Origin of the sequence: Sphingobacterium haloxyli (assembly GCF_002980525.1) — a bacterium.
Taxonomy (GTDB): Bacteria; Bacteroidota; Bacteroidia; order Sphingobacteriales; family Sphingobacteriaceae; genus Sphingobacterium; species Sphingobacterium haloxyli.
This window is the reverse complement of sequence record NZ_PVBQ01000006.1, coordinates 110137-131429: the sequence shown is the minus strand read 5'-3', so window position 1 is coordinate 131429 and position 21293 is coordinate 110137. Positions and strand designations below refer to the sequence as shown.

Genomic DNA, 21293 nt, shown 5'->3' with positions numbered 1-21293 from the left:
ATTATATTATTATACGAGTTCTACATGTTGCGCGTAGCAATATCCCTCGGTATCATCTGTGCGGATCAGCCACCAGTAGACGTTGGCACGACTAATTAGAGTGATTACTTCTCCTTTTCGTACACGATCTATAATAGGGAGTTCGACCCCAGGACCTTTATGGATGTTTAAGATCGATTCGTCTGCCATGAATCTGGCTTTACAACCCTTTACAGCAGACAACACATCCACATCTAATAAAACTTCTCCTGAAATAAAATTAGGATCAATCTGGCTATAGATGTCCCATAGCTTATTTTTTACTTCGGCATTGGGAGCCACGCATCGGATAATTAGAACACGATCTTGTTCTATAACTTGCAGGCCCTCGATGATTGCATCCGCTGCTGCATCTAAAAGTGTTTTATATTTATCGAATAGCGTCATCGTAAGAAATTATTAAAGACTGAACAATGCTTTGAGTGCTGTAAACCTTACAGGATAGACTTTTACAATGGAACAATAAAGCCTATATGATTGTTTGGTATATCCTGCCGCTCCTTTAATAGATAGCTATTATTTGTTGCTTCGTACCGTTAAAGAAAATCTCGTTACCCACTTTATGCCCCAATAACAACTTACCTATAGGTGACGAAGGTGAAATCACCATAAAGCGCATCCCATCAACCTGTTGCTCGCCCAAACTGATAGCAACGAAATAGGTTACTTGCTCCGTCGCGACTACCGCACCTATTTCTGCCTTTTCTTTTACACCAGTATTTATTTTTTGCAACAAAGCCCAATCTTTCTTTGCCTGCGACAACTGCATGTGGTAACGGTTTAAGTCTTGTTGTATCATCTCTCGTGATGTCTCGTACTTGTCGCCGGCGCTACTCTTGGTGTCGCCTTCTATCGCTTCTTGGGCTTGCTGCAGCGCAAACGTGATTTCCGTCACTCGACCTTCAACTCGCTTAAAGCAATGGTCTAATAATTGCTTTTTTATTTTAATATCCATATACTGGTATAAAACTTATAAAAAACCTCCTGAATAATCAGGAGGTTCAAAGATATATCCTATAGCTACGCTAGCTAACGCTTAAATAAACAGAAAAATCTTTTTGCTAGCGATTCTTTAAATCATTTAATTTCTTTTCAGCGTCGTCGGCAACCTTGTTTGCTTTCTCTCCGGTTTTTTCTACCGCGTTATCTATTGCCTTTCCTGTAGCGTCCGCTGCATCCTTTGTCGCATCGACCGTCTTATCATATGCCCTATCTAACGCATTTCCCGTGGATTTAGCGGCATCCTTAGTTGCATCGATAGCGTTATTTGTACCCTCTTCTATTTTGAGGCCAGCTTCACGTGCCGTTGCTTTTGTCTTGTCCCAAAAAGTGTTCGCCTCATCCAACGCTTCGCGAGCATCCTCTTCGGCACGTTTATCACCTTTGCGAACAGCTTCATCCAAATTAGCTTTTGCTTTATTCACCCTGTCTTCTGCCTTCGCTAACTCTTCTTTTAAAACAGCTTTTGCATGATCTTGATTCTCCTCGAGTGTTTCCAATGTTTGATCAAGTTTTTGACCGGCCGTCATTTCACTATCAGTATCATTGTTTTTGGTATTGTTACATGATGTAGCCAAGGAAATACTGGCGACTGCTGCTATTAACAATAATGTCTTCATATCGTTTTTCTTTATATTATATTAGTTAATAACAGATATAAACAATTATTATACCAAACCCGACCATACTATTTCGAATAGACCGTACCTTTTGCAGCTTCTAGCGTGTTCTTTAATAGGCCTACGATTGTCATCAGCCCCACTCCGCCGGGAACGGGTGTTATCCAAGATGCTTTCTTTGACACTTCTTCAAAGTCAACGTCTCCGTATAGCTTAAAACCGGATTTCGTTTCTGAAGATTCTTCCCGATTAATACCTACATCGATGACAACGGCACCTTCTTTTACCATATCCGCCGTAACAAAATGCTTACGACCAATAGCTGCTACGACGATATCTCCAGCGAGTACCTCGTCTTTTAAGTTTGCTGTACGACTGTGAGTCAAGGTCACTGTACAGTTTCCTGGATTACTATTGCGAGCCAATAAGATACTCATCGGTGAACCTACAATATTACTACGACCAACCACGACCGCTTTCTTACCTGCAGTATCGATATTATAATACTCCAGCATGAGCATAATACCGTAAGGTGTAGCCGGCACAAAACAAGATAGATTACGTTGCATCCTTCCTAAATTTATAGGATGAAAGCCGTCTACATCCTTACGATAATCAATCGCTTCTGTAATTTTTTCTGGATCAATATGTTTAGGCAAAGGCAATTGTACAATTAGTCCATCAATACTGGTATCCTGATTAATTTCCTTAATCTTTGCAATGAGCTCCTCTTCGGAAATATTCACATCATAGCGGATATTTGTCGATTCAAAACCTACTAGTTCGCAATTACGCATCTTGCTGGCTACGTAAGTCTCACTCCCGCCATCATTGCCAACCAAGATAGCTACTAAATGCGGTCTACGTCCGGATTGTCTCGTAAATGCTTCCGCTTCTTTTTTAATATCTTCTTTTATTTTTGCTGATACCAGCTTTCCGTCTAATAAATTCATTTGTATGCGTATTATCTACTTCTTAATCCAATTTTAAAACAGCCATAAATGCTGATTGTGGAATTTCTACGTTTCCAACTTGGCGCATTCTCTTTTTCCCTTTCTTCTGTTTTTCCAACAACTTACGTTTCCGGGAAATATCCCCTCCGTAACATTTCGCCGTCACGTCTTTACGTAAAGCCGAAATTGTTTCACGCGCAATAATTTTTGCGCCGATAGAGGCTTGTATACGGATTTCAAATTGCTGACGAGGTAGAAGCTCTTTTAATTTCTCACAAATTTTCTTCCCAAAATCATAGGCATTGCTTCGGTGGATAAGTGAAGACAAAGCATCTACAGGCTCATCATTCAACCGAATATCCAATTTTACCAAATCTGATTGTCGGTATCCTATCTGATGATAATCAAATGATGCATAGCCTTTAGATATGGTCTTCAACTTATCGTAAAAATCAAAGACGATTTCGCCCATGGGCATTTCAAAGGTCAGTTCCACCCTATCGGAGGTCAGATAAGACTGATTGATAATAGTCCCACGCTTTTGAATACATAAGGACATCACTGGACCTACGAAGTCTGACTTTGTGATAACATTTGCCTTTATATAGGGTTCTTCGATAAAATCCAATTTACTAGGATCGGGCAAATCCGACGGGTTATGTACAACCACCTCTTCTTTATCTTTTGTAAGAAATGCGCGATAGGAAACGTTTGGCACTGTGGTAATCACCGTCATATTGAACTCACGCTCCAGACGCTCTTGAATAATTTCCATATGAAGCATCCCCAAAAAGCCACATCGGAACCCAAACCCCAACGCCGCAGATGATTCGGGTTCGAAAACTAAGGAAGCGTCGTTGAGCTGCAACCGGTGCATAGATTCACGGAGCTCTTCATAGTCTTCTGTGTCGACCGGATAGATTCCCGCGAAAACCATCGGCTTGACCTCTTCAAAGCCCCGTATCGCCTGTGTACAAGGACGATCACGATGAGTAATAGTATCTCCTACTTTCACTTCGCGAGCTTCTTTGATGCCTGAAATAATATACCCTACGTCACCTGTTTTTATAACATCTTTGGCAACTTGATTAAGTTTAAGCGTCCCGATTTCGTCTGCGAAATATTCCTTTCCAGTGGCTACAAATTTAACCCTGTCGCCTTTTCGAATCTCACCGTTTTCCACTTTAAAATAGGCCATAATTCCCCGAAAAGAGTTAAAAACAGAATCAAAGATCAACGCTTGTAATGGTGCATTTGGATCGCCAACCGGCGGTGGAACACGCTCTACAATAGCACTGAGAATATCCGACACGCCCATCCCGGTTTTACCCGACGCGGGTATGATCTCTTCTCGCTTGCCTCCGATTAAATCGATAATCTGATCTTTTACTTCTTCGGGCATTGCACCCGGCAAATCCATTTTATTAAGTACAGGAATGATTTCTAGATCATGTTCCAAAGCTAGATATAGATTGGATATGGTTTGTGCTTGGATACCTTGCGAGGCATCCACGATCAGCAGCGCCCCTTCACATGCCGCAATGGAGCGCGAGACCTCATAAGAGAAATCAACGTGTCCCGGAGTATCAATCAAGTTCAAAATATAGTGCTCGCCATCCTTGGTGTATTCCATTTGAATAGCGTGCGATTTAATCGTTATCCCACGTTCACGTTCCAGATCCATATTATCCAACAGCTGCGCTTGAGCCTCCCGTTGCGAAATGGTCTTCGTAAACTCCAACAGTCGATCGGCCAATGTGCTTTTTCCGTGGTCGATATGGGCGATAATACAAAAATTACGTATATGCTTCATACAGGTCCTTATCCAATAATTCTAATTGGCAAATATAAATTTTTTAAAGGAGATATTGGGGGTAAAAGTACGGTACAACAAAAAAACAGCGAAACCAAACAATACGCTTAAACAAAAAAAGACCGATTTCCATCGGCCTCTTTCATTGTTTAGTTAGTAACTAGTATTTGTTAATTGTGGACATCATAAGAGAGTCGTTCACCATGCTGTGACAAATCGAGTCCCTCTTCCTCTTCCTGATCACTGACACGTAAGGGTGTTATCACATCTGTCACTTTCAGAAGAATGAATGCGACAACTATAATAAAGATGCTTGCCCCCACAAGACCAATTAGGTGCGCAACGAACAAGTCCGTTTCTCCATAATAGAGCCCGTTTGCTTCTACGGCTCCGTTGATAGCGGAGTGCGCGAATACGCCCGTTAATACCATGCCTACCATCCCACCCACACCGTGGCTAGGGAACACATCCAAGGTGTCATCAATATTCGATCGGCTGCGCCAGTCTATCAACAACCGGCTAACAATCGCTGCCACCGATCCGATAACGATAGAATGTGGAATGCTCACGAATCCTGCCGCAGGTGTTATGGCAACTAAACCGACAACAACTCCGATACAGGTTCCCGTAGCAGAAGGTTTAATGCCTCGAGCCGCATCAAATAAGATGTACATAATAGCCGCAGCACCGGATGCAGCTGTTGTCGTCGCTAAAGCTGTCGCAGCTAATGCATCAGCCGCAAAAGCTGATCCGGCATTGAAGCCAAACCAACCGAACCACAATAACCCCGTCCCTAATAACACATACGTTATCCTCGCCGGAGTGTGCACTTTAGCCGTTTTACCTTGTTTCAAATAAATTGCAGAAGCCAGTGCCGTTAACCCGGCAGACATATGAACTACCGTTCCACCAGCAAAATCTAGAACACCCATTTGGAGTAAAATACCATCTGGATGCCAGGTAGCATGTGCTAAAGGCGCATAAATAAAAATGAAGAACAAACAAATGAACAGAATGTACGATATAAAACGGATGCGCTCAGCAAAGGCGCCAGTAATTAGTGCAGGTGTGATAATCGCAAATTTTAACTGAAACATAGCAAACAGCACAAACGGAATAGTAGGGGCACCATCCCACGGCTCGTGGTCGAGTACGCCGTTGAACATAAAGAAAGTAGTCGGGTCTCCTATAACTCCTCCAATGGAATCGCCAAATACCAAGCTAAAGCCGAAAGCGACCCACATCACGGCCACGACCGCCATGCAGATAAAACTTTGGAGCATAGTAGAAATAACATTTCTTTTTTTGACCATTCCGCCATAAAAGTAGGCTAAACCAGGCGTCATGATTAAAACAAGCGCAGTTGAAGTCAACATCCAGGCAACATCAGCGGAATTATACTCATGCTCAACCGCACCAACCGGTAGTGCTGGATTGAAAAACGCCACAACAACTAAAACAACCATCAATAAAAATGGAAGAAACGATTTTTTTTGATAAATAGACATATTTCATAACTTTTATAGTGCAATTATATGTAAAATATTTATAAAAAACACAATTTGACATAAAAAATTGAATTTTTTAATATTTCTACAGCACAAAAACAATAAAAAAAAACCAAACACACAAAAAAAAATGTCATAAATTCAAAAAAAATCACCAAAAACAAGAAAGGGCGAACACAAATGCTCGCCCTTTATAATCATAATATCCTCAGCTACGCTTCCGGCGCTTCGATTCGACGTATATTTGCCCCCAATGCCCTTAATCTTTCTTCAATATCTTGATACCCACGCTCGATCTGGTCTATATTATATATAATGGATCGTCCTTGTGCCGACAATGCAGCAATCAAAAGGGAAACACCCGCTCGAATGTCGGGTGAGGTCATCTCAATACCTCGCAATCTTACTTGTTTATTTAATCCGATGACAGTTGCACGGTGCGGGTCACAAAGGATAATCTGCGCCCCCATATCAATCAGTTTATCCACAAAAAACAGGCGACTTTCGAACATCTTTTGATGAATCAATACGTTGCCCTTTGCTTGGATGGCTGTTACCAGGACAATGCTCAACAAATCAGGGGTAAAGCCTGGCCATGGCGCGTCGGCGACCGTCAATATTGAACCATCAATAAAGGTTTCGACCTCATAGGAGTCTTGCGCTGGAATAAAAATATCATCACCACGCAAATCAAACTTTATTCCTAGCTTCGCAAAGACGGTCGGGATAATACCTAATTCTGAAAAACAAACATTCTTAATTGTGATTTCCGACCCAGTCATCGCAGCCATACCGATAAAAGACCCAATTTCAATCATATCCGGCAACATACGATGACTTGTTCCATGCAATCGTTCGACCCCCTCTATCGTTAGTAAATTAGACCCGATACCTGATATTTTCGCCCCCATACGGTTCAACATCTTACAAAGCTGCTGTAAATAAGGTTCACAAGCAGCATTGTAAATAGTGGTTACCCCTTTAGCTAATACGGCTGCCATTACAATATTCGCCGTACCGGTTACCGACGCCTCATCCATTAAAATATAAGCGCCTTTTAACTGCGATGCGTCCACATTAAAGAAATTATTTTCCGCGTCGTAAACGAATTTTGCGCCTAATTTCTCAAATCCAAGAAAATGCGTATCCAATCGGCGTCGACCTATTTTATCCCCTCCTGGTTTGGGAATCGCCGCCTTCCCGAAGCGAGCTAGCAATGGGCCGACAATCATTATAGAGCCCCGCAGCCCCCCACCTTTGTGCTTAAAATCTTCCGATTGAAAATACTCTATATTAATGTTTTTTGCTTCAAACGAATAGGTATCTTTGTTGACCCGATTGACATTAACGCCCAATGCAATTAGGAGATCAATCAATTTATTCACATCTTTAATATCGGGAATATTACTTACCACTATTTTCTCTTCAGTTAGCAACACAGCAGATAGAATCTGTAATGCTTCGTTTTTTGCTCCCTGGGGAATAATCTCACCTTTTAATCTCTTTCCACCTATTATTTCAAATGCGTTCATACTTAGTATAGTATTATTTAATTAAATAAAACAAGTATCTCCATTGCCATGCCATCTTAAGAAGCATAAGCACGATCACTCACTTCCCTTCTTTCAAAACACAGAGAGCAACTGGATAACGATTCTCGCCACACAATTGCCCTCTTATTTAACCTGTATAAATAGGCCTACTTTCTATACGAACCTTTTTTGGGTCCATTTTTTTTCTTGACCAAATTCTTTTTACCGTTATTTTTTTGATTATTATTTTTTTGCGTATTACTACTGGCTGCCATAGTTCCGCTTTTAGTGCGGCTTCCCGGAGGCGGTGTCTTAAAATCAAGTTTAGTCAGTACAGTATCGGCAGGTAATACTAATTTCCCATTGGAAAGTTCGGCTAAATTTTGGATAATGTGCTCATCTTGCACCGTATCCTTATTCCAAGTCATATACGCCATCTTCATAAAATTAGCAATAGACAAAGCCATACGTTCCCGGTTTTCTGGAGCAGACATAGACAAAGCCTTTTCAATCATACGCTCCACAGTATGGCCATAATGTTTGTAACGAATAGCGTGTTGGGGGTAATCGAGTAGTTCGGGTTTCTTGTGAATTGCGTCGCGTGCCGGTACAGGATATGGCGAATCTACGTCAATTTTAAAATCAGATATGATATGCAAATGATCCCATAATTTGTGTTTGAAATCCGAAACATCCCGCAAATGCGGGTTCAATACACCCATCATGTCGATAACGACCTGTGCATATCGGTTTCTCTCCTCTTTCGTTGGAAGGGTGCATATATAATCTACCATGTTTTGCACATTTCTTCCATATTCTGCCAAAATCAAATTTGGCCGGGTACTGTTGTAGTCGAAATCCATAAAGTGTAGTTTTACGCTTAAAAACGTTACATAAGCGTAGTTTATTATTTTATCTTGTTATTGTACTATTCTTAGCTTCGCAAATTTAAGCAACAATTGTTTCTGTCCCAACTCTTTAAAGAAAATAGTTGCTTTTATATCCGGCCGATTACCGTCCAAATTCACAACTTTTCCAAATCCGAACCGTTCGTGCTCCACTTCCATTCCCACTTGTAGCGTAGACGTATCTGAGGGGGCAAAGCCCGGCGTAGGCACGTGCGCCTTAGGCAATATCGAAGTTGTTTTAACTATTTTTGGTTTAGGTTTCGAAAACGATTCCGTATCCTTCTGTCGCCAGGCCATACGCTCCGATTGAAAACTGCCCCCTGTATCCATAATGCTACTCCGTGGCTTAAAGTCAAGCTCCAAACAAGCCGGATTCAATTCATCCAAAAAACGGCTGGGTTCACAGTTATTAAGTGTCCCCCATCGATAACGTGAAGTAGCATAAGATAAATGTAGTTTTTTCTCCGCACGTGTCACAGCTACGTAGAAGAGTCGTCTTTCTTCCTCTAATTCTGAGCGGGAGTTGAGGGAGAGTTGTGAAGGGAATAAGTTTTCTTCTAAACCCACGATGTAAACCACAGGGAATTCTAGTCCTTTCGACGCATGTATTGTCATCAAAGACACGGTATCTGCATTGGGATCCTTGTCATTATCATCGTTAGTTAACAACGCAATGTCCTGCATGAATATATCCAGACCTTTTTCTTCAATATCCTCACGTTCGGAAAACTCTTTGATACCATTTAATAATTCCTGAATATTTTCATAACGACTAAGCCCTTCTACTGATTTATCCTCGTAAAGATCTTTTAATATACCCGAATGTTGTGCGATATGCATCGCTGTATCAAACGCCGAGCTGGTCTTTGCCATAGCTTGGAAACTCTGAATCATCAGGCCAAAACTGCCTACCGCATTTGCACTTCGCCCGTCGAGAAACAACTGCGCATTAACGACCACATCCCACAATCGATGCTGTTGCTGATCCGCAGCTACCAAAATTCGCTCCAGCGTGGTGTCCCCTATCCCCCTGCGTGGATAGTTGATAACCCGCTTCAACGCCTCTTCGTCGTTAGGGTTGAATGTCAAACGAAAATAAGCAATCAAATCTTTGATTTCCTTACGTTGATAGAAAGACGTTCCTCCGTACAATTTATAAGGGACACTGATCTTTCGCAATGCCTCTTCCATAGCCCGGGACTGGGCATTTGTGCGGTATAAGATAGCAAAATCTTTATATCGCAGATTTTTCAGTGCACGCTCCTGCGTAATGGATTCCGCTACAATTTTCCCTTCCTCGTTATCAGAAAATGCACGAGCAACCTTTATCTTTTCACCATCCTCATTTTCAGAGAAAACATTCTTCTCCAATTGATTCTGATTCTTTTCAATTACACTGTTCGCCGCGTTGACAATCATTTTCGTAGAACGATAGTTCTGTTCAAGTTTAAAAACTTGAACGTCCGGATAATCCTTTTGAAAATTCAGGATATTTTGAATATTCGCACCGCGAAACGCATAAATACTCTGCGCATCATCTCCTACTACACAAATGTTTTCATTGACTGCAGCAAGCCTTTTCACGATAAGATATTGAGAAAAGTTGGTATCCTGATACTCATCCACCATTAGGTATCTAAATTGATGTTGGTATTTATGCAGCACTTCTGGATGCTTATTCAGTAATACATTTGTTTTGAATAAAAGGTCGTCAAAGTCCATTGCTCCCGCCCGATAACAACGTTGCGCATAGGTCATATAAATCTGTCCCATCTGCGGACGACCATTTGCAACATCCTCCGCTACAATGGCTTCGTTTTTATTATATTCCTGCGGTGATATCAGATTATTTTTGGCGGAGGATATACGTCCGTACACATGATTGGCATTATACAGCTTATCGTCGAGATTCATTTCCTTTAGAATCGCACGAATTAAGCTTTTTGTATCGTCTGTATCGTATATTGTAAAATTTTTGGGATACCCGATCAACTCAGCCTCCACGCGAAGGATACGGGCAAATACGGAATGGAAAGTGCCCATCCAAATATTTTTTGCTTCTTGTCCTACAACGCTCATAATACGTTCTCGCATCTCCTTCGCCGCTTTATTAGTAAAGGTTAGCACCAAAACATTAAAGGGGTCTATACCCTTCCGAATCAAATGTGCTACACGGTAGGTAATGACGCGCGTCTTCCCCGAACCTGCACCGGCTACGATCATTACCGGTCCTTCCGTTTGCTCCACAGCTGCACGTTGCGAAGAGTTTAATCCTGCTAAATAATCCAAAACTTTCTCCTAATTTTTTATGACAAGCACTAACAAAAAGTAGCGGTAAAATTAAGAAAAATAATTGATATGCCACTGATGTTTCCGATATTCCACCGCGCTGCAACCTGTTTTTCTGAAGAACTAGCGGCAAAGGCAATTAGAGTGATACCAATAACCGAACACCTGTATTGTGGACATAGCACATCATCGATAAGTGAGACAGCCTCCACAATAAGTGATAAAAATAAAGGTTTCTACCCGGGCGGATAGAAACCTTTGTAAAACCAATTATAACTTACCGCCATGCTCTAGCGGCCTGAATTATGAACCACTAATATAAGGAGGACTTCGTATTTTTGCAAGAGTTTTTTTATATTTTTAAAAAAAATCGAATCGACAGGTAATTGATATATTGTATGAATTGTATGAAACCTACTATCACAATTTTATATTGCCCCAAATGCGGATGGATGCTCCGGTCTGCTTACATAGCGCAAGAACCATTGACAACGTTCGTAAATGACATTTATGGCGTTACCCTGGTCCCTAGTGAAATCAGTGGCCGTTTTTCAGTAGCCATCGACGGAGAGATTATTTTTGACCGGAAAAAAGAAGGACGATTTCCGGAGACTAAAGAACTAAAGCAGTTAGTTCGTGACAAGGTTAATCCGGACAAAGATTTAGGGCATTCGGATAAGAAATAGGAAGATAGTATTAATTTTTTATTAATTTTAATCCCCAAAATGCAGCACGGGATGAAGATATTACATACGAGCGACTGGCACTTAGGCAAACGGTTGGATTATTTCTCGAGATTGGAAGAACAGCGCGCGGTATTAGCGGAAATATGTGAAATAGCGGACGCAGAACGTGTAGACGCCGTCATCGTAGCGGGCGATCTATTTGACACATTCAATCCTCCCGTAGAAGCAGTAGAACTACTTTATAAAACATTACGACGACTTAGTCATGAAGGACGGCGTCCCGTTATTGCGATTGCCGGAAATCATGATAGTGCTGACCGTATCGACGCGCCGGACGCACTCGCTCGTGAATGTGGCATTATCTTCATCGGATACCCGCAGGCAACCATTCGACCCTTTCGTACAAATAACGGATTTTCCATTAACATAGCAACGGCTGGATTTCTGGAAATATCCTTGCCTCAATATAACTACCCCCTACGTATTATACACACCCCATTTGCCAATGAACTCCGATTAAAGCAGTTCTTAGGATTGGACGATAAAGGGCAACAACTCAACGAGCTTTTAAGGAAACATTGGCTTGCCATCGGAAATATGCATTGCGATAATCACGGTGTAAACCTGTTGACCACACATTTGTATATGTTACAACGAGGAGGAGAAATACTGGAAGAACCCGATGGAGAAAAACCCATTAAGGTGGGCCATGCGGATTTGGTGTACGCTGATGCTATCCCGCCACAAATTCAATACGCAGCTTTAGGACATCTCCATCGGTTTCAGAATATAGGAGATCAGCAACGCCCTGTGGTTTATCCGAGCAGTCCGCTTGCTTACTCCTTTTTGGAGGCCGGACAGGCGAAAGGGGTTGTCATCGTAGAGCTTGCTCCAACGCAACTAGCGCAATATCGATTTGCACACCTTTCTTCTGGACGGAAACTACACCGAAAACGCTTTGAAGATATTGATGCTGCTGTGCTGTGGTTACACGAAAATCCGGAAACGTTGGTTGAGCTCACACTGATAAGTGATACTTTTCTGAGCTCCGCAGACATGAAGCGAATACATGAAGCACACGACGGTATTATTCATATTATCCCGATAGTACAACACGCAGCATCTAGTCCGACACATACACCGGTGAACCTTGACCAAGATATTGATGTACTTTTTAAGGATTATTTTCAGCATCGGCTCGGACAAGAGCCTAATCCGGAATTGATGGATTTATTAAATGAAGTAATTAATTGTGAAACGCGACCGGAGGATTAAAACATGCTACCAATTTATTTAAGTATAGAAGGATTATATTCGTATCAGGATAAACAAGTAATTGATTTCACTCATTTAACAGAGGCCGGGTTATTTGGTATATTTGGGAAAGTGGGATCTGGCAAATCCAGTATACTCGAAGCCATTAGCTTTGCATTGTATGGAGAGACTGAAAGACTCAACAAACAGGAGAAAAGGGCTTATAACATGCTTAATCTTCGCTCAGACACTGCTAATATCGTATTCGAATTTCTGAACTACGAAGGGCGAAAACTCAGATTTACAGCGCATTGGAAACGACGAAAAAAATTTGAGGACACCACGTCGTTGGAACGCTATGCCTACGAATGGAAAGACAATGCATGGGCTCCATTAGATTCAAACGATGGCGCAATTGTAACACGACTCACCTACCCCAACTTTCGACGTACTATCATTATCCCACAGGGACAGTTCAAAGAATTCCTAGAACTACGCGGTAAAGATAGATCAGAGATGATGAAAGACATCTTTAGCCTAGATCGTTTTGATTTGGGATCCAAGGTGGCAATACTCCAACGAAAGAATAATAACAAACTAGAACAACTAAGCGGAGCACTTTCCGGTTTTAATGCTGTCAGTACGGAAACATTGAACAGTAAGCAACACGAACTCGAAACTGCGCGCCAACATTTAACTTCAGTAAAAGAGGAAACAGCATTGTTGGAAAAAGAAGTCAGCCGGCTTATGGAAAGCAAAAAGACACGGGATGAATTGATGCAGAAAAAAGAGGAGGTACAGGCGTACCTGCTAGAGCATCCACGAATCACCCAGTTGGAAAAAGAACTACAGACATATGAAACCACCCGATCGGCTTTTAAGGAGATCCTCAATACCACACATAACTTAAACAAAGAAAAAGAACAACTCACACATAAAATCGAACAGCTTACAATTCGAAAGAGTGAAATTTTAAGCCGTTTGGAAAAAGAGGAGAGTGCATGGGAAGAGATAGCTCCTGATTATAAGCAACTGGATTTATTCAAAGCAAAAACTGAAGATCTAAATATACTTATCAATATATTTCAAAACAAGAAGCAACAGGAAAAGCTTAATAAGCGTCTACAAGATGGAAAACCTCATCTTGTAGACGCTCAGGAAGGTGAAAGAAAACTCTCAGCATCTATAGAAAATGAGGACAAGAGACTAGATGAGCTTAAAAATACCCGCGTGGATACGTCAGTATTGCTGGCACTGGAGTCCTGGTATCAAACCGATAACAATATCAATGCCGCGATTGCGGAACTGAAAACGCACGAGCAACAACTGCAAAACGAATTATCGCAAACAGCAAAAATTTTTGATGATCGATCAACGTCAATTGACAAGTGGGAAGCCGATCTTCTCCAACAAGAAACAAATTTAAACAGCGAGCTCGCTTCGTTACAGCAGGAGGAAACCCACTTGCAGGTGCAAGCGAAGCTATCGGAGTTTGCCGACAACCTTGCTGACGGACAACCTTGCCCGTTATGCGGTGCATTAGCCCACCCGTACCCGATGAAAAACCATGATGTGGCAATTAAAATAAAGGAGATACTCGCAAAGCAAACCGAGATCAAACAGCGTTTGCAGCAGCTTAAAGCAAACTACCAAGTGCTGACAGCTGCTTCCACACGTTGGTACGACAAGAAAGCACTACGGACCCAATGTGAAACCAGCCTCCAACAAATGGAGGAGAAACTAAACATCCATCGCAAACAATTTCGATGGGAAGCATTTTCTCCCGCTGACAAAACAGCCTTTAGAGCGTATAAAGATAAGAACCATCTAACAGAGAGCCATATCAAATCAGGTGAAGCCAATTTGAAAAACCTCCGCGCACAGTGGCAAGCCTGCCAATTGAAAATAGAAAAATATAAAAACTCCCTTGCAGCATTTGAACAAAACATTATCGTATTAGATCAGTTAAACCAACAAAACAAACTGCAGATCAAAAGGTTGAAAACAGAAGACTATGAACAATTTGACGAAACGCAACTTCTAAATAAAAAGCAGGAAACGGAAAATAAAATTACGTTTTTGGAAGAAAGTCATAGACGACTCTCCGAATCTATTCAATCTTTGAGAACGGAGTTCGCGCATATCAATGGTGAACGTGCGGCCTCAAAAGAACAATTCCAACAGCTCTATCAACAACTTAACAGTAAGCAAGCTGAAATTTCCACTTTATTGAAGGACCATGGTTACAACGATATTATACAGGTACAACATATACTGCAAAAAAACATAGATGTGGATAGTAATCGGAAAACCATACAAGAGTTTAATTTAAATCTACAGATCCTTTTACGCAACATTGCTGATTTAGAGCATCGTACCGCCCACGATGCCTACGAAGAATCCATCTTCGAAGAAAAAACAATGCTCTACGCTTTAAAACGTGAGGAGCTTGAATTACAGATTCGTGTAACTGGAGCTTTAGAAAAAGAATATGCTCACTTACGTATCGAATTTGAGAGGAAGGAAAAATTATTGGAAGAATACGAGCGGTTGACGCTTCGAAAAAGCAATTTGACCACACTGGAAAACCTCTTCCGTGGCTCTGGTTTCGTCAACTATGTATCTAGTATACACTTACAACGTTTATGTGAAATTGCTAATCAGCGCTTTCACCGATTGACAAAAAATAATTTAAGCCTCACAATTAATGAAAATAATGAATTTGAGGTCGTAGATTTCTTGAACAACGGCTTTAAACGCTCTGTGAAAACACTTTCTGGCGGACAAGCATTTCAGGCTTCACTCTGTCTTGCTCTCGCATTAGCGGAAAACATTCAGTCGATGAATAAAGCAGACAAGAATTTTTTCTTCATCGACGAAGGTTTCGGTACGCAAGACCCCGAAAGTATGAATACCGTATTTGAAACATTGCAATATCTGAATAGGGATAACCGTATCGTCGGTATTATTTCCCATGTAGAGGAGCTGAAAGAGCGTATTCCGCGGGCTATTACCGTAGTGAACGATATAGAAAAGGGAAGTCAGTTGCATTAATTTCCCTTTTTTGTCCGCAAAAAAGGGAGAAAAAACTCGCCACTTTAAAATTTTGAATAGAGGGATATTGCATACATTGTATTTTTACATATTTCAAAATTTTACATGTGGCATTCAGAGGTTAAGGAGGGGATAGTACAATTGCAGAATCCCTTCCTTAACATTAACAGTCGCATCCGAATGTTTTACAACTGTACAAATTCATCATTAGTACTATCCCAAATGTAAAACATTCGAAGCGACGAGGTTTATGGATAAGTGTTTATTTTAGTATCCATGAGCTCACTTTGTTCGGTTTTGCTTCTTTTTCACGGGGAAAAAGAAGAAACAATTTAATTAAAAAAATGAAAAAAAGATACGCCATTATTGTTGCGGGAGGATCGGGTAGCCGAATGAAAAGTGATTTGCCAAAGCAGTTTATGCTTCTTGATGACAAACCAATAGCTATGCATACGCTGAAAAGGTTTGCCAATACCAAAAATGAACTTCGATTAATATTGGTCTTGCACGCAGATATGTTCTCGTTTTGGGATGAGTTGTGCGAAAAATATGATTTCCAGATACCTCATACTGTCATTGCCGGTGGGGACACACGTTTCCAAAGTGTCAGGAATGGTATACATTATATTGCAGAACAACAACATCAGTTTCTTGACAATACACTCATAGCCATTCATGATGCCGCCCGTCCGGTAATTACATCGGAAACGATAGATAACTGTTTTGAACAAACCGTCGTCCACGCCGCTACCATATTGGCGGTACCGAGTACAAATTCTATCCGACAGGGAAATGTGGAAGAAAATAAGGCATTGGATAGAGAGAATATATGGATCGTACAAACACCGCAAACGTTTCAGGGGCACATTCTACATAAGGCATTTCAGCAAGACGAATTATCCTCTTTTACAGATGACGCTTCCGTGGTAGAAAAATTGGGCTATAAAATACATCTCATTCCGGGTGATCATCGAAATATAAAAATCACTTTTCCGGAAGACATTTCCATAGCCCAATTTTATCTAAAAAATCATTAAACTATTAGGCCGCTCCTCGTATGACACGTAGTAGAATAGCAACAACTGCGATCACCAAGAGGATGTGGATGATACCTCCTGAAACGTATCCGCCAAAAAAGCTAATGGCCCAAATAATAACCAAAATAACTGCGATTAAATAAAGAATATTTCCCATGACTTATAGAAATTAAATTAACACTATTTCAATAATAGAACAGGGAATGAGCTGAAAAGTTTTGCCCTTAGTAACGTTTGCTTTATTGAACATCAATAACGAGCCTATCGTATGCCACCCGGATACCTTCAGGAAGTGTCCGCTCTATGTGCTCGTGCTTTCCAAATCGATGGCTGATATGGGTTAAGTAGGTGGACTTAGTTTGAATTTCTTCAGCAAAGGCAATCGCCTCTTCTTTGGTAAAATGGGAAATGTGTGGCTCTTCCTGCAGCGCATTCACTACTAACGTGTCGATACCTTTCAATAATGCTTTTGATTCTTCAGAAATAGTTTTAGCATCGGTGATATACGCAAAATTCCCAATACGAAATCCCATCACCGGCATCTTATAATGCATCACTTCAATAGGCATAATACTTTGGGTACCCACGCGAAAAGCGTCTCCTGTGGTAATTGGTCGAAGTTCCAATCGAGGCACGCCCGGATATTTTTGTTCGCCAAAAGCATAATAAAACTCTCGCTTGAGGGATTCATGGGTAATAGCCGTTCCGTATATAGGAATAGATTGTTGCTGTTGATAATTAAAAGCACGAAGATCGTCCATACCTGCAATATGGTCCTTATGAGCGTGCGTTACCAATACCGCATCGAGTTTACGCACGTCCTCTCGCAACATTTGATAACGAAAGTCGGGCCCGGTGTCGATAACAACGTTCGTATCATTGTCAAATTGTATCATGACAGATGTACGTAAGCGCTTATCACGTGTATCGGTAGATTGGCATACCGCGCATTGGCATGCGATAACGGGCACACCCTGTGAAGTTCCTGTACCTAAAAAAGTTACTCTCAAAGTGTCGCCTCTTCTTTCTTGATCACTTTGTAAAGTGCCACTTTCTTTTCATCTAGTAGCGATGTATCTACGTCCATATCACGTAATAACTGTATTAATGATTGAATTCTGATTTCTAGGTTAGAAAATCTATTAACAACAATAACCCGTGTATTTTGAAGCACACACGCCGCCGTACGAAAAGAGCCCTTTTCGTAACGAACCCGATAACCTAAAGCAGCAAAAAGATCTTCTAGTTTTCCTAAATTATGTTGAGTGAATGCTAGCACGATTTTAAATTTTCGAGGAAATTATAAAACTTTATCTTATTATGGAATAACTACACAGTCTATTTTTTCCACATTACCTGTTCCATAAAGCTACCTAGGAACCCTAACCCATAGGCTATCAACTGTATATACGCAGCAACAACCCCCAATATCACAACTTGTATGCGTTTCGTACTGAACCATGCATGTAAAGCCAATAAAAGCGTGTATATTAGAAGTACTATATTACCGATATCGCAGAGTATTGGCAATATCTGAATTTGTCCCTCACTCCCCCAGTTAAGTAGGTTTAATAACATCAAGCCAGCAAACCCGACGACAAAAAGCGCGGGCAGGGCATGTATGAGCTTCAATTCATCGGGAAAAAGCTTATAAATAGCAATACGTCCCTTTCCGAAACCATAGGTTTGCTTGAAAAATTGTCCAAATGTGGTCCGACGTTTATGATATACAAATGCTTCAGGAATTAGGCCCACACGATATCCTTGTCGAATCATACGGATACTAAATTCAATATCTTCTGAACGACGAGACAGTTTGAATCCTCCTGTCTGTTCATAAGCCTTTCTAGATAGCCCCATATTAAAGCTCCGTGGATGAAACTGCCCTACATGTTGCTTATTTCCTCGGATTCCCCCCGTTGTAAACGGACTGGTCATCGAATAAGATATAGCTTTTTGAATATTCGTAAAAGATGGATGAGCAGCATCAGGTCCGCCAAAAGCGTCCCAACGGTAACGCTGTATGCCAGCAGCTACATGATACAAATAGTCTTCCGGCACAATAATATCCGAATCAAAAACAATAAAATAATCTCCTTTTGCTCTTGCAAAACCAAAATTACGTGCATACCCCTGCCCTTCGTTTTTCTTCTGATAGTAACGAATGTCCAATCTATTATGGTAGCTTTCCACAACATGTTTGGCAGGTTTAGATGAGCCATCCTCCACCACAATAACTTCAAAAGAGGTATATTTTTGTTGCGTTAATGATTTCAAAAGTTCATTAATCTCTAACGGTCGGTTATACAAAGGAATCACAATCGAAAAAAACATATGTTAAATTATTTTTTCGATATGATATTGGTTGCGTTCGGAGGAATTACGGGAAACGAGTTCTGCTATAAACCCTGTCAGAAACAATTGTGTTCCGATAAGGATAGCAACTAGCGAGAGATAAAACAACGGCTGGTCTGTTATATTTCGATACACTGTACCTTCCGCAATGCTCCTCAGTTTTTCAAATACTAAGTAACAAGTAATAAAAAAACCAACCACGAAGCTCAACACGCCGATAGTCCCGAAAAAATGCATCGGGCGTTTACCAAACTTTCCAACAAAAAAAATCGAAAGTAAGTCCAGAAAACCCTTCACAAAGCGTCCCGGGCCAAATTTTGTCGTTCCGTATTTCCGAGGGTAATGTTGGACAATCTGTTCCTGTATATTCGTAAATCCCGCCCACTTCGCTAAGACCGGAATATAACGATGCATTTCTCCGTATACCTCGATACTCTTCACTACATCTTTGCGATAAGCTTTTAAGCCACAATTAAAATCATGTAAATTATGGATTCCGGACATATTCCGCGTTACGGAATTAAAAAGTTTTGTAGGGATCGTTTTGGTCAACGGATCATAGCGTTTTTGCTTCCAGCCCGACACCAGGTCAGCATTGCTATTCATTATCCGGTTGTATAATTCCGGTATCTCGTCCGGGCTATCCTGCAAATCCGCATCCATCGTTATTACCACATCTCCTTGGGCTGCATTGAAACCCACATTTAACGCTGCAGATTTACCATAATTTCGACGAAACCTAATACCCGAAATTTGTTCGTGCGTTGATTTAAGCTCTTCGATTACTTTCCAGGAAGTGTCTTTGCTCCCGTCATCCACCAAAATAATTTCATAGGAAAAATCATGCCCAGTCATTACCCGACGTATCCATTCGGTTAATTCAGGCAAAGATTCTTCTTCATTATATAAGGGGATAACAACCGATATATCCATATTAGTTTTCCTCCGGCTTATATCGCCCTTCATCATCCATTTGGCTTGAGTTGTCCTGTACCGGCAGAAAACTAGGCCTTTCGCGTTTTAGGATAGCAGCAAGAATCAAAGCAAAAACGAAATACATAATTAGCGCTATACCTAAACCTTTAAGGTTTTGTCCTATGGAAAACTCCCGTAACTCATCTCGTTGTTTTTCTAGATCAGCCACCTGTTTGTCGATAAGATCGTCATCAGCACCGATGCTCTCCATTGTTTCGATAGTCAAATTGATCGTTTTATCGAAAACAATTTGTTGCGGCTCGGGATTAATCAGATTGAACACCGCCCCTCCTACAGTGGAAATGATTACTGCAATCGCTAACATGACAAAAATACCTTTCAGTGCCTGGCTAAAATTCCAAAAACCTCCCGCTACTCTGCGCAACAATACGGCGAAGTATGCCGACAAAGCTATCATGAGCAAAAAGGAAATCCCTCCTGTCACCATAGAACTTATCTTAAAATCAGCGCTATTTACCAGTACATACATAGAAACGATGCTTATCACCAAAGAGATAATGCCTACATAAATCCCGTATTTAATGCCTTCCTTTTTTACCTCTTCCGCAGGAAAAGGTGAATTAAAATCTTGGTTCATAATTTATTTATTAAAGTTTACAATAATCTGGTAAATAGCCCCATCCAACGGCTTATTGACAGAGGCGTCTAGATATTCCACCATCTGCTCCTCTTCGGGATATGGTTCGTTAAAGAAAGACACTAACGGATAAAATAGCTCTTTTAATTCGTCCTGAGGGGATAGCGATGAAGCTACTTTATTGATTTCAGCGAAGGTACTATCTACCAAAATCTGATTAGCTATTATTTTCTCATAAATAGCATATTCATCCTGAAACTCATCTTCCTCGACCAATAGGAATTCTTTTAGATAATCGTCCAGAGAAGGATCAATATCCTCATCTTCACACTCCTGCAGATAGAGAAACATGTTTAGTAATTCAGTACCCCTATCGATAGTTTCTTCTTCAATAGCTTCCCATTCTGGCGAATCCAAATAATCTTCTTCCAGCTTCTTCACATCCGCTGCAAAGAAGTTGACCATCAATAAATCGAAGCAAATCTCCCGAAGCTCTTCAAAACGTTGATGATTATCAAAAGCTTCGTCCAAGGCTTGCACCTTTTCTATAAAAGGTGCTTCTTTATCAAAAGCTTGTTGCAATGCAGTCTCAAAAGTTCCTGCATCAATTCCTTCGGTCTGTGCGTACGTGCGAATCCCAGCGTGAAACGCTTTTTTTACTTTTGCATCCATA

At 41.0% G+C, this 21293-nt stretch carries 20 protein-coding genes; 4 read left to right on the top strand and 16 right to left on the bottom strand.

From position 1 onward, the window contains the following. Positions 1-9: 9 nt before the first annotated feature. The 9 genes from C5745_RS09405 to C5745_RS09365 all read right to left on the bottom strand — a co-directional run bounded on the left by C5745_RS09405 (position 10) and on the right by C5745_RS09365 (position 10661). A complete protein-coding gene (locus tag C5745_RS09405) occupies positions 10-426 on the bottom strand; it encodes an SH3 domain-containing protein (RefSeq protein WP_105716746.1) in 417 nt (138 codons plus the stop codon). Positions 427-541: 115 nt separating this feature from the next. Continuing rightward, positions 542-994 carry a GreA/GreB family elongation factor gene (locus C5745_RS09400; protein WP_105716745.1) on the bottom strand — a complete coding sequence of 151 codons (453 nt, stop codon included), beginning with the start codon at positions 992-994 and terminating at the stop codon, positions 542-544. A 106-nt stretch (positions 995-1100) separates the two neighbouring features. Next, the gene (locus C5745_RS09395) at positions 1101-1658 is read right to left on the bottom strand and encodes a hypothetical protein (RefSeq protein ID WP_105716744.1); all 558 of its coding nucleotides are present in this window, start codon (positions 1656-1658) and stop codon (positions 1101-1103) included. A gap of 68 nt (positions 1659-1726) precedes the next feature. Next, positions 1727-2611, bottom strand: coding sequence for a bifunctional 5,10-methylenetetrahydrofolate dehydrogenase/5,10-methenyltetrahydrofolate cyclohydrolase (locus C5745_RS09390; RefSeq protein WP_105716743.1), 885 nt, complete (start codon positions 2609-2611; stop codon positions 1727-1729). Positions 2612-2633: 22 nt separating this feature from the next. After that, positions 2634-4424 (bottom strand): translation elongation factor 4, encoded by a 1791-nt coding sequence (gene lepA / locus C5745_RS09385; RefSeq protein WP_105716742.1) that lies wholly within the window; start codon positions 4422-4424, stop codon positions 2634-2636. Positions 4425-4594: 170 nt separating this feature from the next. Continuing rightward, positions 4595-5932 carry an ammonium transporter gene (locus tag C5745_RS09380; RefSeq protein ID WP_105716741.1) on the bottom strand — a complete coding sequence of 446 codons (1338 nt, stop codon included), beginning with the start codon at positions 5930-5932 and terminating at the stop codon, positions 4595-4597. A gap of 212 nt (positions 5933-6144) precedes the next feature. Then, on the bottom strand, positions 6145-7464 hold the full coding sequence (gene murA, locus C5745_RS09375; protein ID WP_105716740.1) for a UDP-N-acetylglucosamine 1-carboxyvinyltransferase: 1320 nt from the start codon (positions 7462-7464) through the stop codon (positions 6145-6147). Between the two features lie 167 nt (positions 7465-7631). Then, positions 7632-8327, bottom strand: coding sequence for a DUF4290 domain-containing protein (locus tag C5745_RS09370; protein WP_105716739.1), 696 nt, complete (start codon positions 8325-8327; stop codon positions 7632-7634). A 57-nt stretch (positions 8328-8384) separates the two neighbouring features. Beyond that, positions 8385-10661 carry an ATP-dependent helicase gene (locus C5745_RS09365; protein ID WP_105716738.1) on the bottom strand — a complete coding sequence of 759 codons (2277 nt, stop codon included), beginning with the start codon at positions 10659-10661 and terminating at the stop codon, positions 8385-8387. 407 nt (positions 10662-11068) lie between these two features. Between C5745_RS09365 and C5745_RS09360 the strand changes: the two genes are divergently transcribed. The 4 genes from C5745_RS09360 to C5745_RS09345 all read left to right on the top strand — a co-directional run bounded on the left by C5745_RS09360 (position 11069) and on the right by C5745_RS09345 (position 16692). Next, entirely contained in the window at positions 11069-11347 is a 279-nt protein-coding gene (locus C5745_RS09360; protein WP_105716737.1) for a SelT/SelW/SelH family protein, read from the top strand. Between the two features lie 51 nt (positions 11348-11398). Next, a complete protein-coding gene (locus tag C5745_RS09355) occupies positions 11399-12622 on the top strand; it encodes a metallophosphoesterase family protein (protein WP_105716920.1) in 1224 nt (407 codons plus the stop codon). Between the two features lie 3 nt (positions 12623-12625). Further along, positions 12626-15655, top strand: coding sequence for an AAA family ATPase (locus C5745_RS09350; protein ID WP_105716736.1), 3030 nt, complete (start codon positions 12626-12628; stop codon positions 15653-15655). A gap of 344 nt (positions 15656-15999) precedes the next feature. Beyond that, positions 16000-16692, top strand: coding sequence for a 2-C-methyl-D-erythritol 4-phosphate cytidylyltransferase (locus tag C5745_RS09345; protein WP_105716735.1), 693 nt, complete (start codon positions 16000-16002; stop codon positions 16690-16692). 4 nt (positions 16693-16696) lie between these two features. On the opposite strand, the gene C5745_RS09340 is transcribed toward C5745_RS09345, so the two are convergent. The 7 genes from C5745_RS09340 to C5745_RS09310 all read right to left on the bottom strand — a co-directional run bounded on the left by C5745_RS09340 (position 16697) and on the right by C5745_RS09310 (position 21292). Then, positions 16697-16849, bottom strand: a complete 153-nt coding sequence (locus C5745_RS09340) for a lmo0937 family membrane protein (protein ID WP_105716734.1) — start codon at positions 16847-16849, stop codon at positions 16697-16699. A gap of 82 nt (positions 16850-16931) precedes the next feature. After that, the gene (locus C5745_RS09335) at positions 16932-17702 is read right to left on the bottom strand and encodes an MBL fold metallo-hydrolase (RefSeq protein ID WP_105716733.1); all 771 of its coding nucleotides are present in this window, start codon (positions 17700-17702) and stop codon (positions 16932-16934) included. Further along, positions 17699-17971, bottom strand: a complete 273-nt coding sequence (locus C5745_RS09330; RefSeq protein WP_105716732.1) for a hypothetical protein — start codon at positions 17969-17971, stop codon at positions 17699-17701. The genes C5745_RS09335 and C5745_RS09330 overlap by 4 nt, the downstream gene beginning before the upstream one ends. A 59-nt stretch (positions 17972-18030) precedes the next feature. Beyond that, complete coding sequence (locus C5745_RS09325; protein WP_105716731.1) at positions 18031-19026, bottom strand: glycosyltransferase; 996 nt, start codon at positions 19024-19026, stop codon at positions 18031-18033. 3 nt (positions 19027-19029) lie between these two features. Beyond that, on the bottom strand, positions 19030-19980 hold the full coding sequence (locus C5745_RS09320; RefSeq protein ID WP_105716919.1) for a glycosyltransferase family 2 protein: 951 nt from the start codon (positions 19978-19980) through the stop codon (positions 19030-19032). Between the two features lies 1 nt (position 19981). Then, entirely contained in the window at positions 19982-20620 is a 639-nt protein-coding gene (locus C5745_RS09315; protein ID WP_105716730.1) for a DUF4199 domain-containing protein, read from the bottom strand. 3 nt (positions 20621-20623) lie between these two features. Next, positions 20624-21292 (bottom strand): hypothetical protein, encoded by a 669-nt coding sequence (locus C5745_RS09310; protein ID WP_105716729.1) that lies wholly within the window; start codon positions 21290-21292, stop codon positions 20624-20626. Position 21293: the final 1 nt, after the last annotated feature.

Bases quoted from the DNA above. Each gene is read 5' to 3' on its own strand.
- C5745_RS09405 (WP_105716746.1), bottom strand. From the start codon at position 426: ATGACGCTATTCGATAAATATAAAACACTTTTAGATGCAGCAGCGGAT.
- C5745_RS09400 (WP_105716745.1), bottom strand. From the start codon at position 994: ATGGATATTAAAATAAAAAAGCAATTATTAGACCATTGCTTTAAGCGA.
- C5745_RS09395 (WP_105716744.1), bottom strand. From the start codon at position 1,658: ATGAAGACATTATTGTTAATAGCAGCAGTCGCCAGTATTTCCTTGGCT.
- C5745_RS09390 (WP_105716743.1), bottom strand. From the start codon at position 2,611: ATGAATTTATTAGACGGAAAGCTGGTATCAGCAAAAATAAAAGAAGAT.
- lepA (WP_105716742.1), bottom strand. From the start codon at position 4,424: ATGAAGCATATACGTAATTTTTGTATTATCGCCCATATCGACCACGGA.
- C5745_RS09380 (WP_105716741.1), bottom strand. From the start codon at position 5,932: ATGTCTATTTATCAAAAAAAATCGTTTCTTCCATTTTTATTGATGGTT.
- murA (WP_105716740.1), bottom strand. From the start codon at position 7,464: ATGAACGCATTTGAAATAATAGGTGGAAAGAGATTAAAAGGTGAGATT.
- C5745_RS09370 (WP_105716739.1), bottom strand. From the start codon at position 8,327: ATGGATTTCGACTACAACAGTACCCGGCCAAATTTGATTTTGGCAGAA.
- C5745_RS09360 (WP_105716737.1), top strand. From the start codon at position 11,069: ATGAAACCTACTATCACAATTTTATATTGCCCCAAATGCGGATGGATG.
- C5745_RS09355 (WP_105716920.1), top strand. From the start codon at position 11,399: ATGAAGATATTACATACGAGCGACTGGCACTTAGGCAAACGGTTGGAT.
- C5745_RS09350 (WP_105716736.1), top strand. From the start codon at position 12,626: ATGCTACCAATTTATTTAAGTATAGAAGGATTATATTCGTATCAGGAT.
- C5745_RS09345 (WP_105716735.1), top strand. From the start codon at position 16,000: ATGAAAAAAAGATACGCCATTATTGTTGCGGGAGGATCGGGTAGCCGA.
- C5745_RS09340 (WP_105716734.1), bottom strand. From the start codon at position 16,849: ATGGGAAATATTCTTTATTTAATCGCAGTTATTTTGGTTATTATTTGG.
- C5745_RS09325 (WP_105716731.1), bottom strand. From the start codon at position 19,026: ATGTTTTTTTCGATTGTGATTCCTTTGTATAACCGACCGTTAGAGATT.
- C5745_RS09320 (WP_105716919.1), bottom strand. From the start codon at position 19,980: ATGGATATATCGGTTGTTATCCCCTTATATAATGAAGAAGAATCTTTG.
- C5745_RS09315 (WP_105716730.1), bottom strand. From the start codon at position 20,620: ATGAACCAAGATTTTAATTCACCTTTTCCTGCGGAAGAGGTAAAAAAG.
- C5745_RS09310 (WP_105716729.1), bottom strand. From the start codon at position 21,292: ATGGATGCAAAAGTAAAAAAAGCGTTTCACGCTGGGATTCGCACGTAC.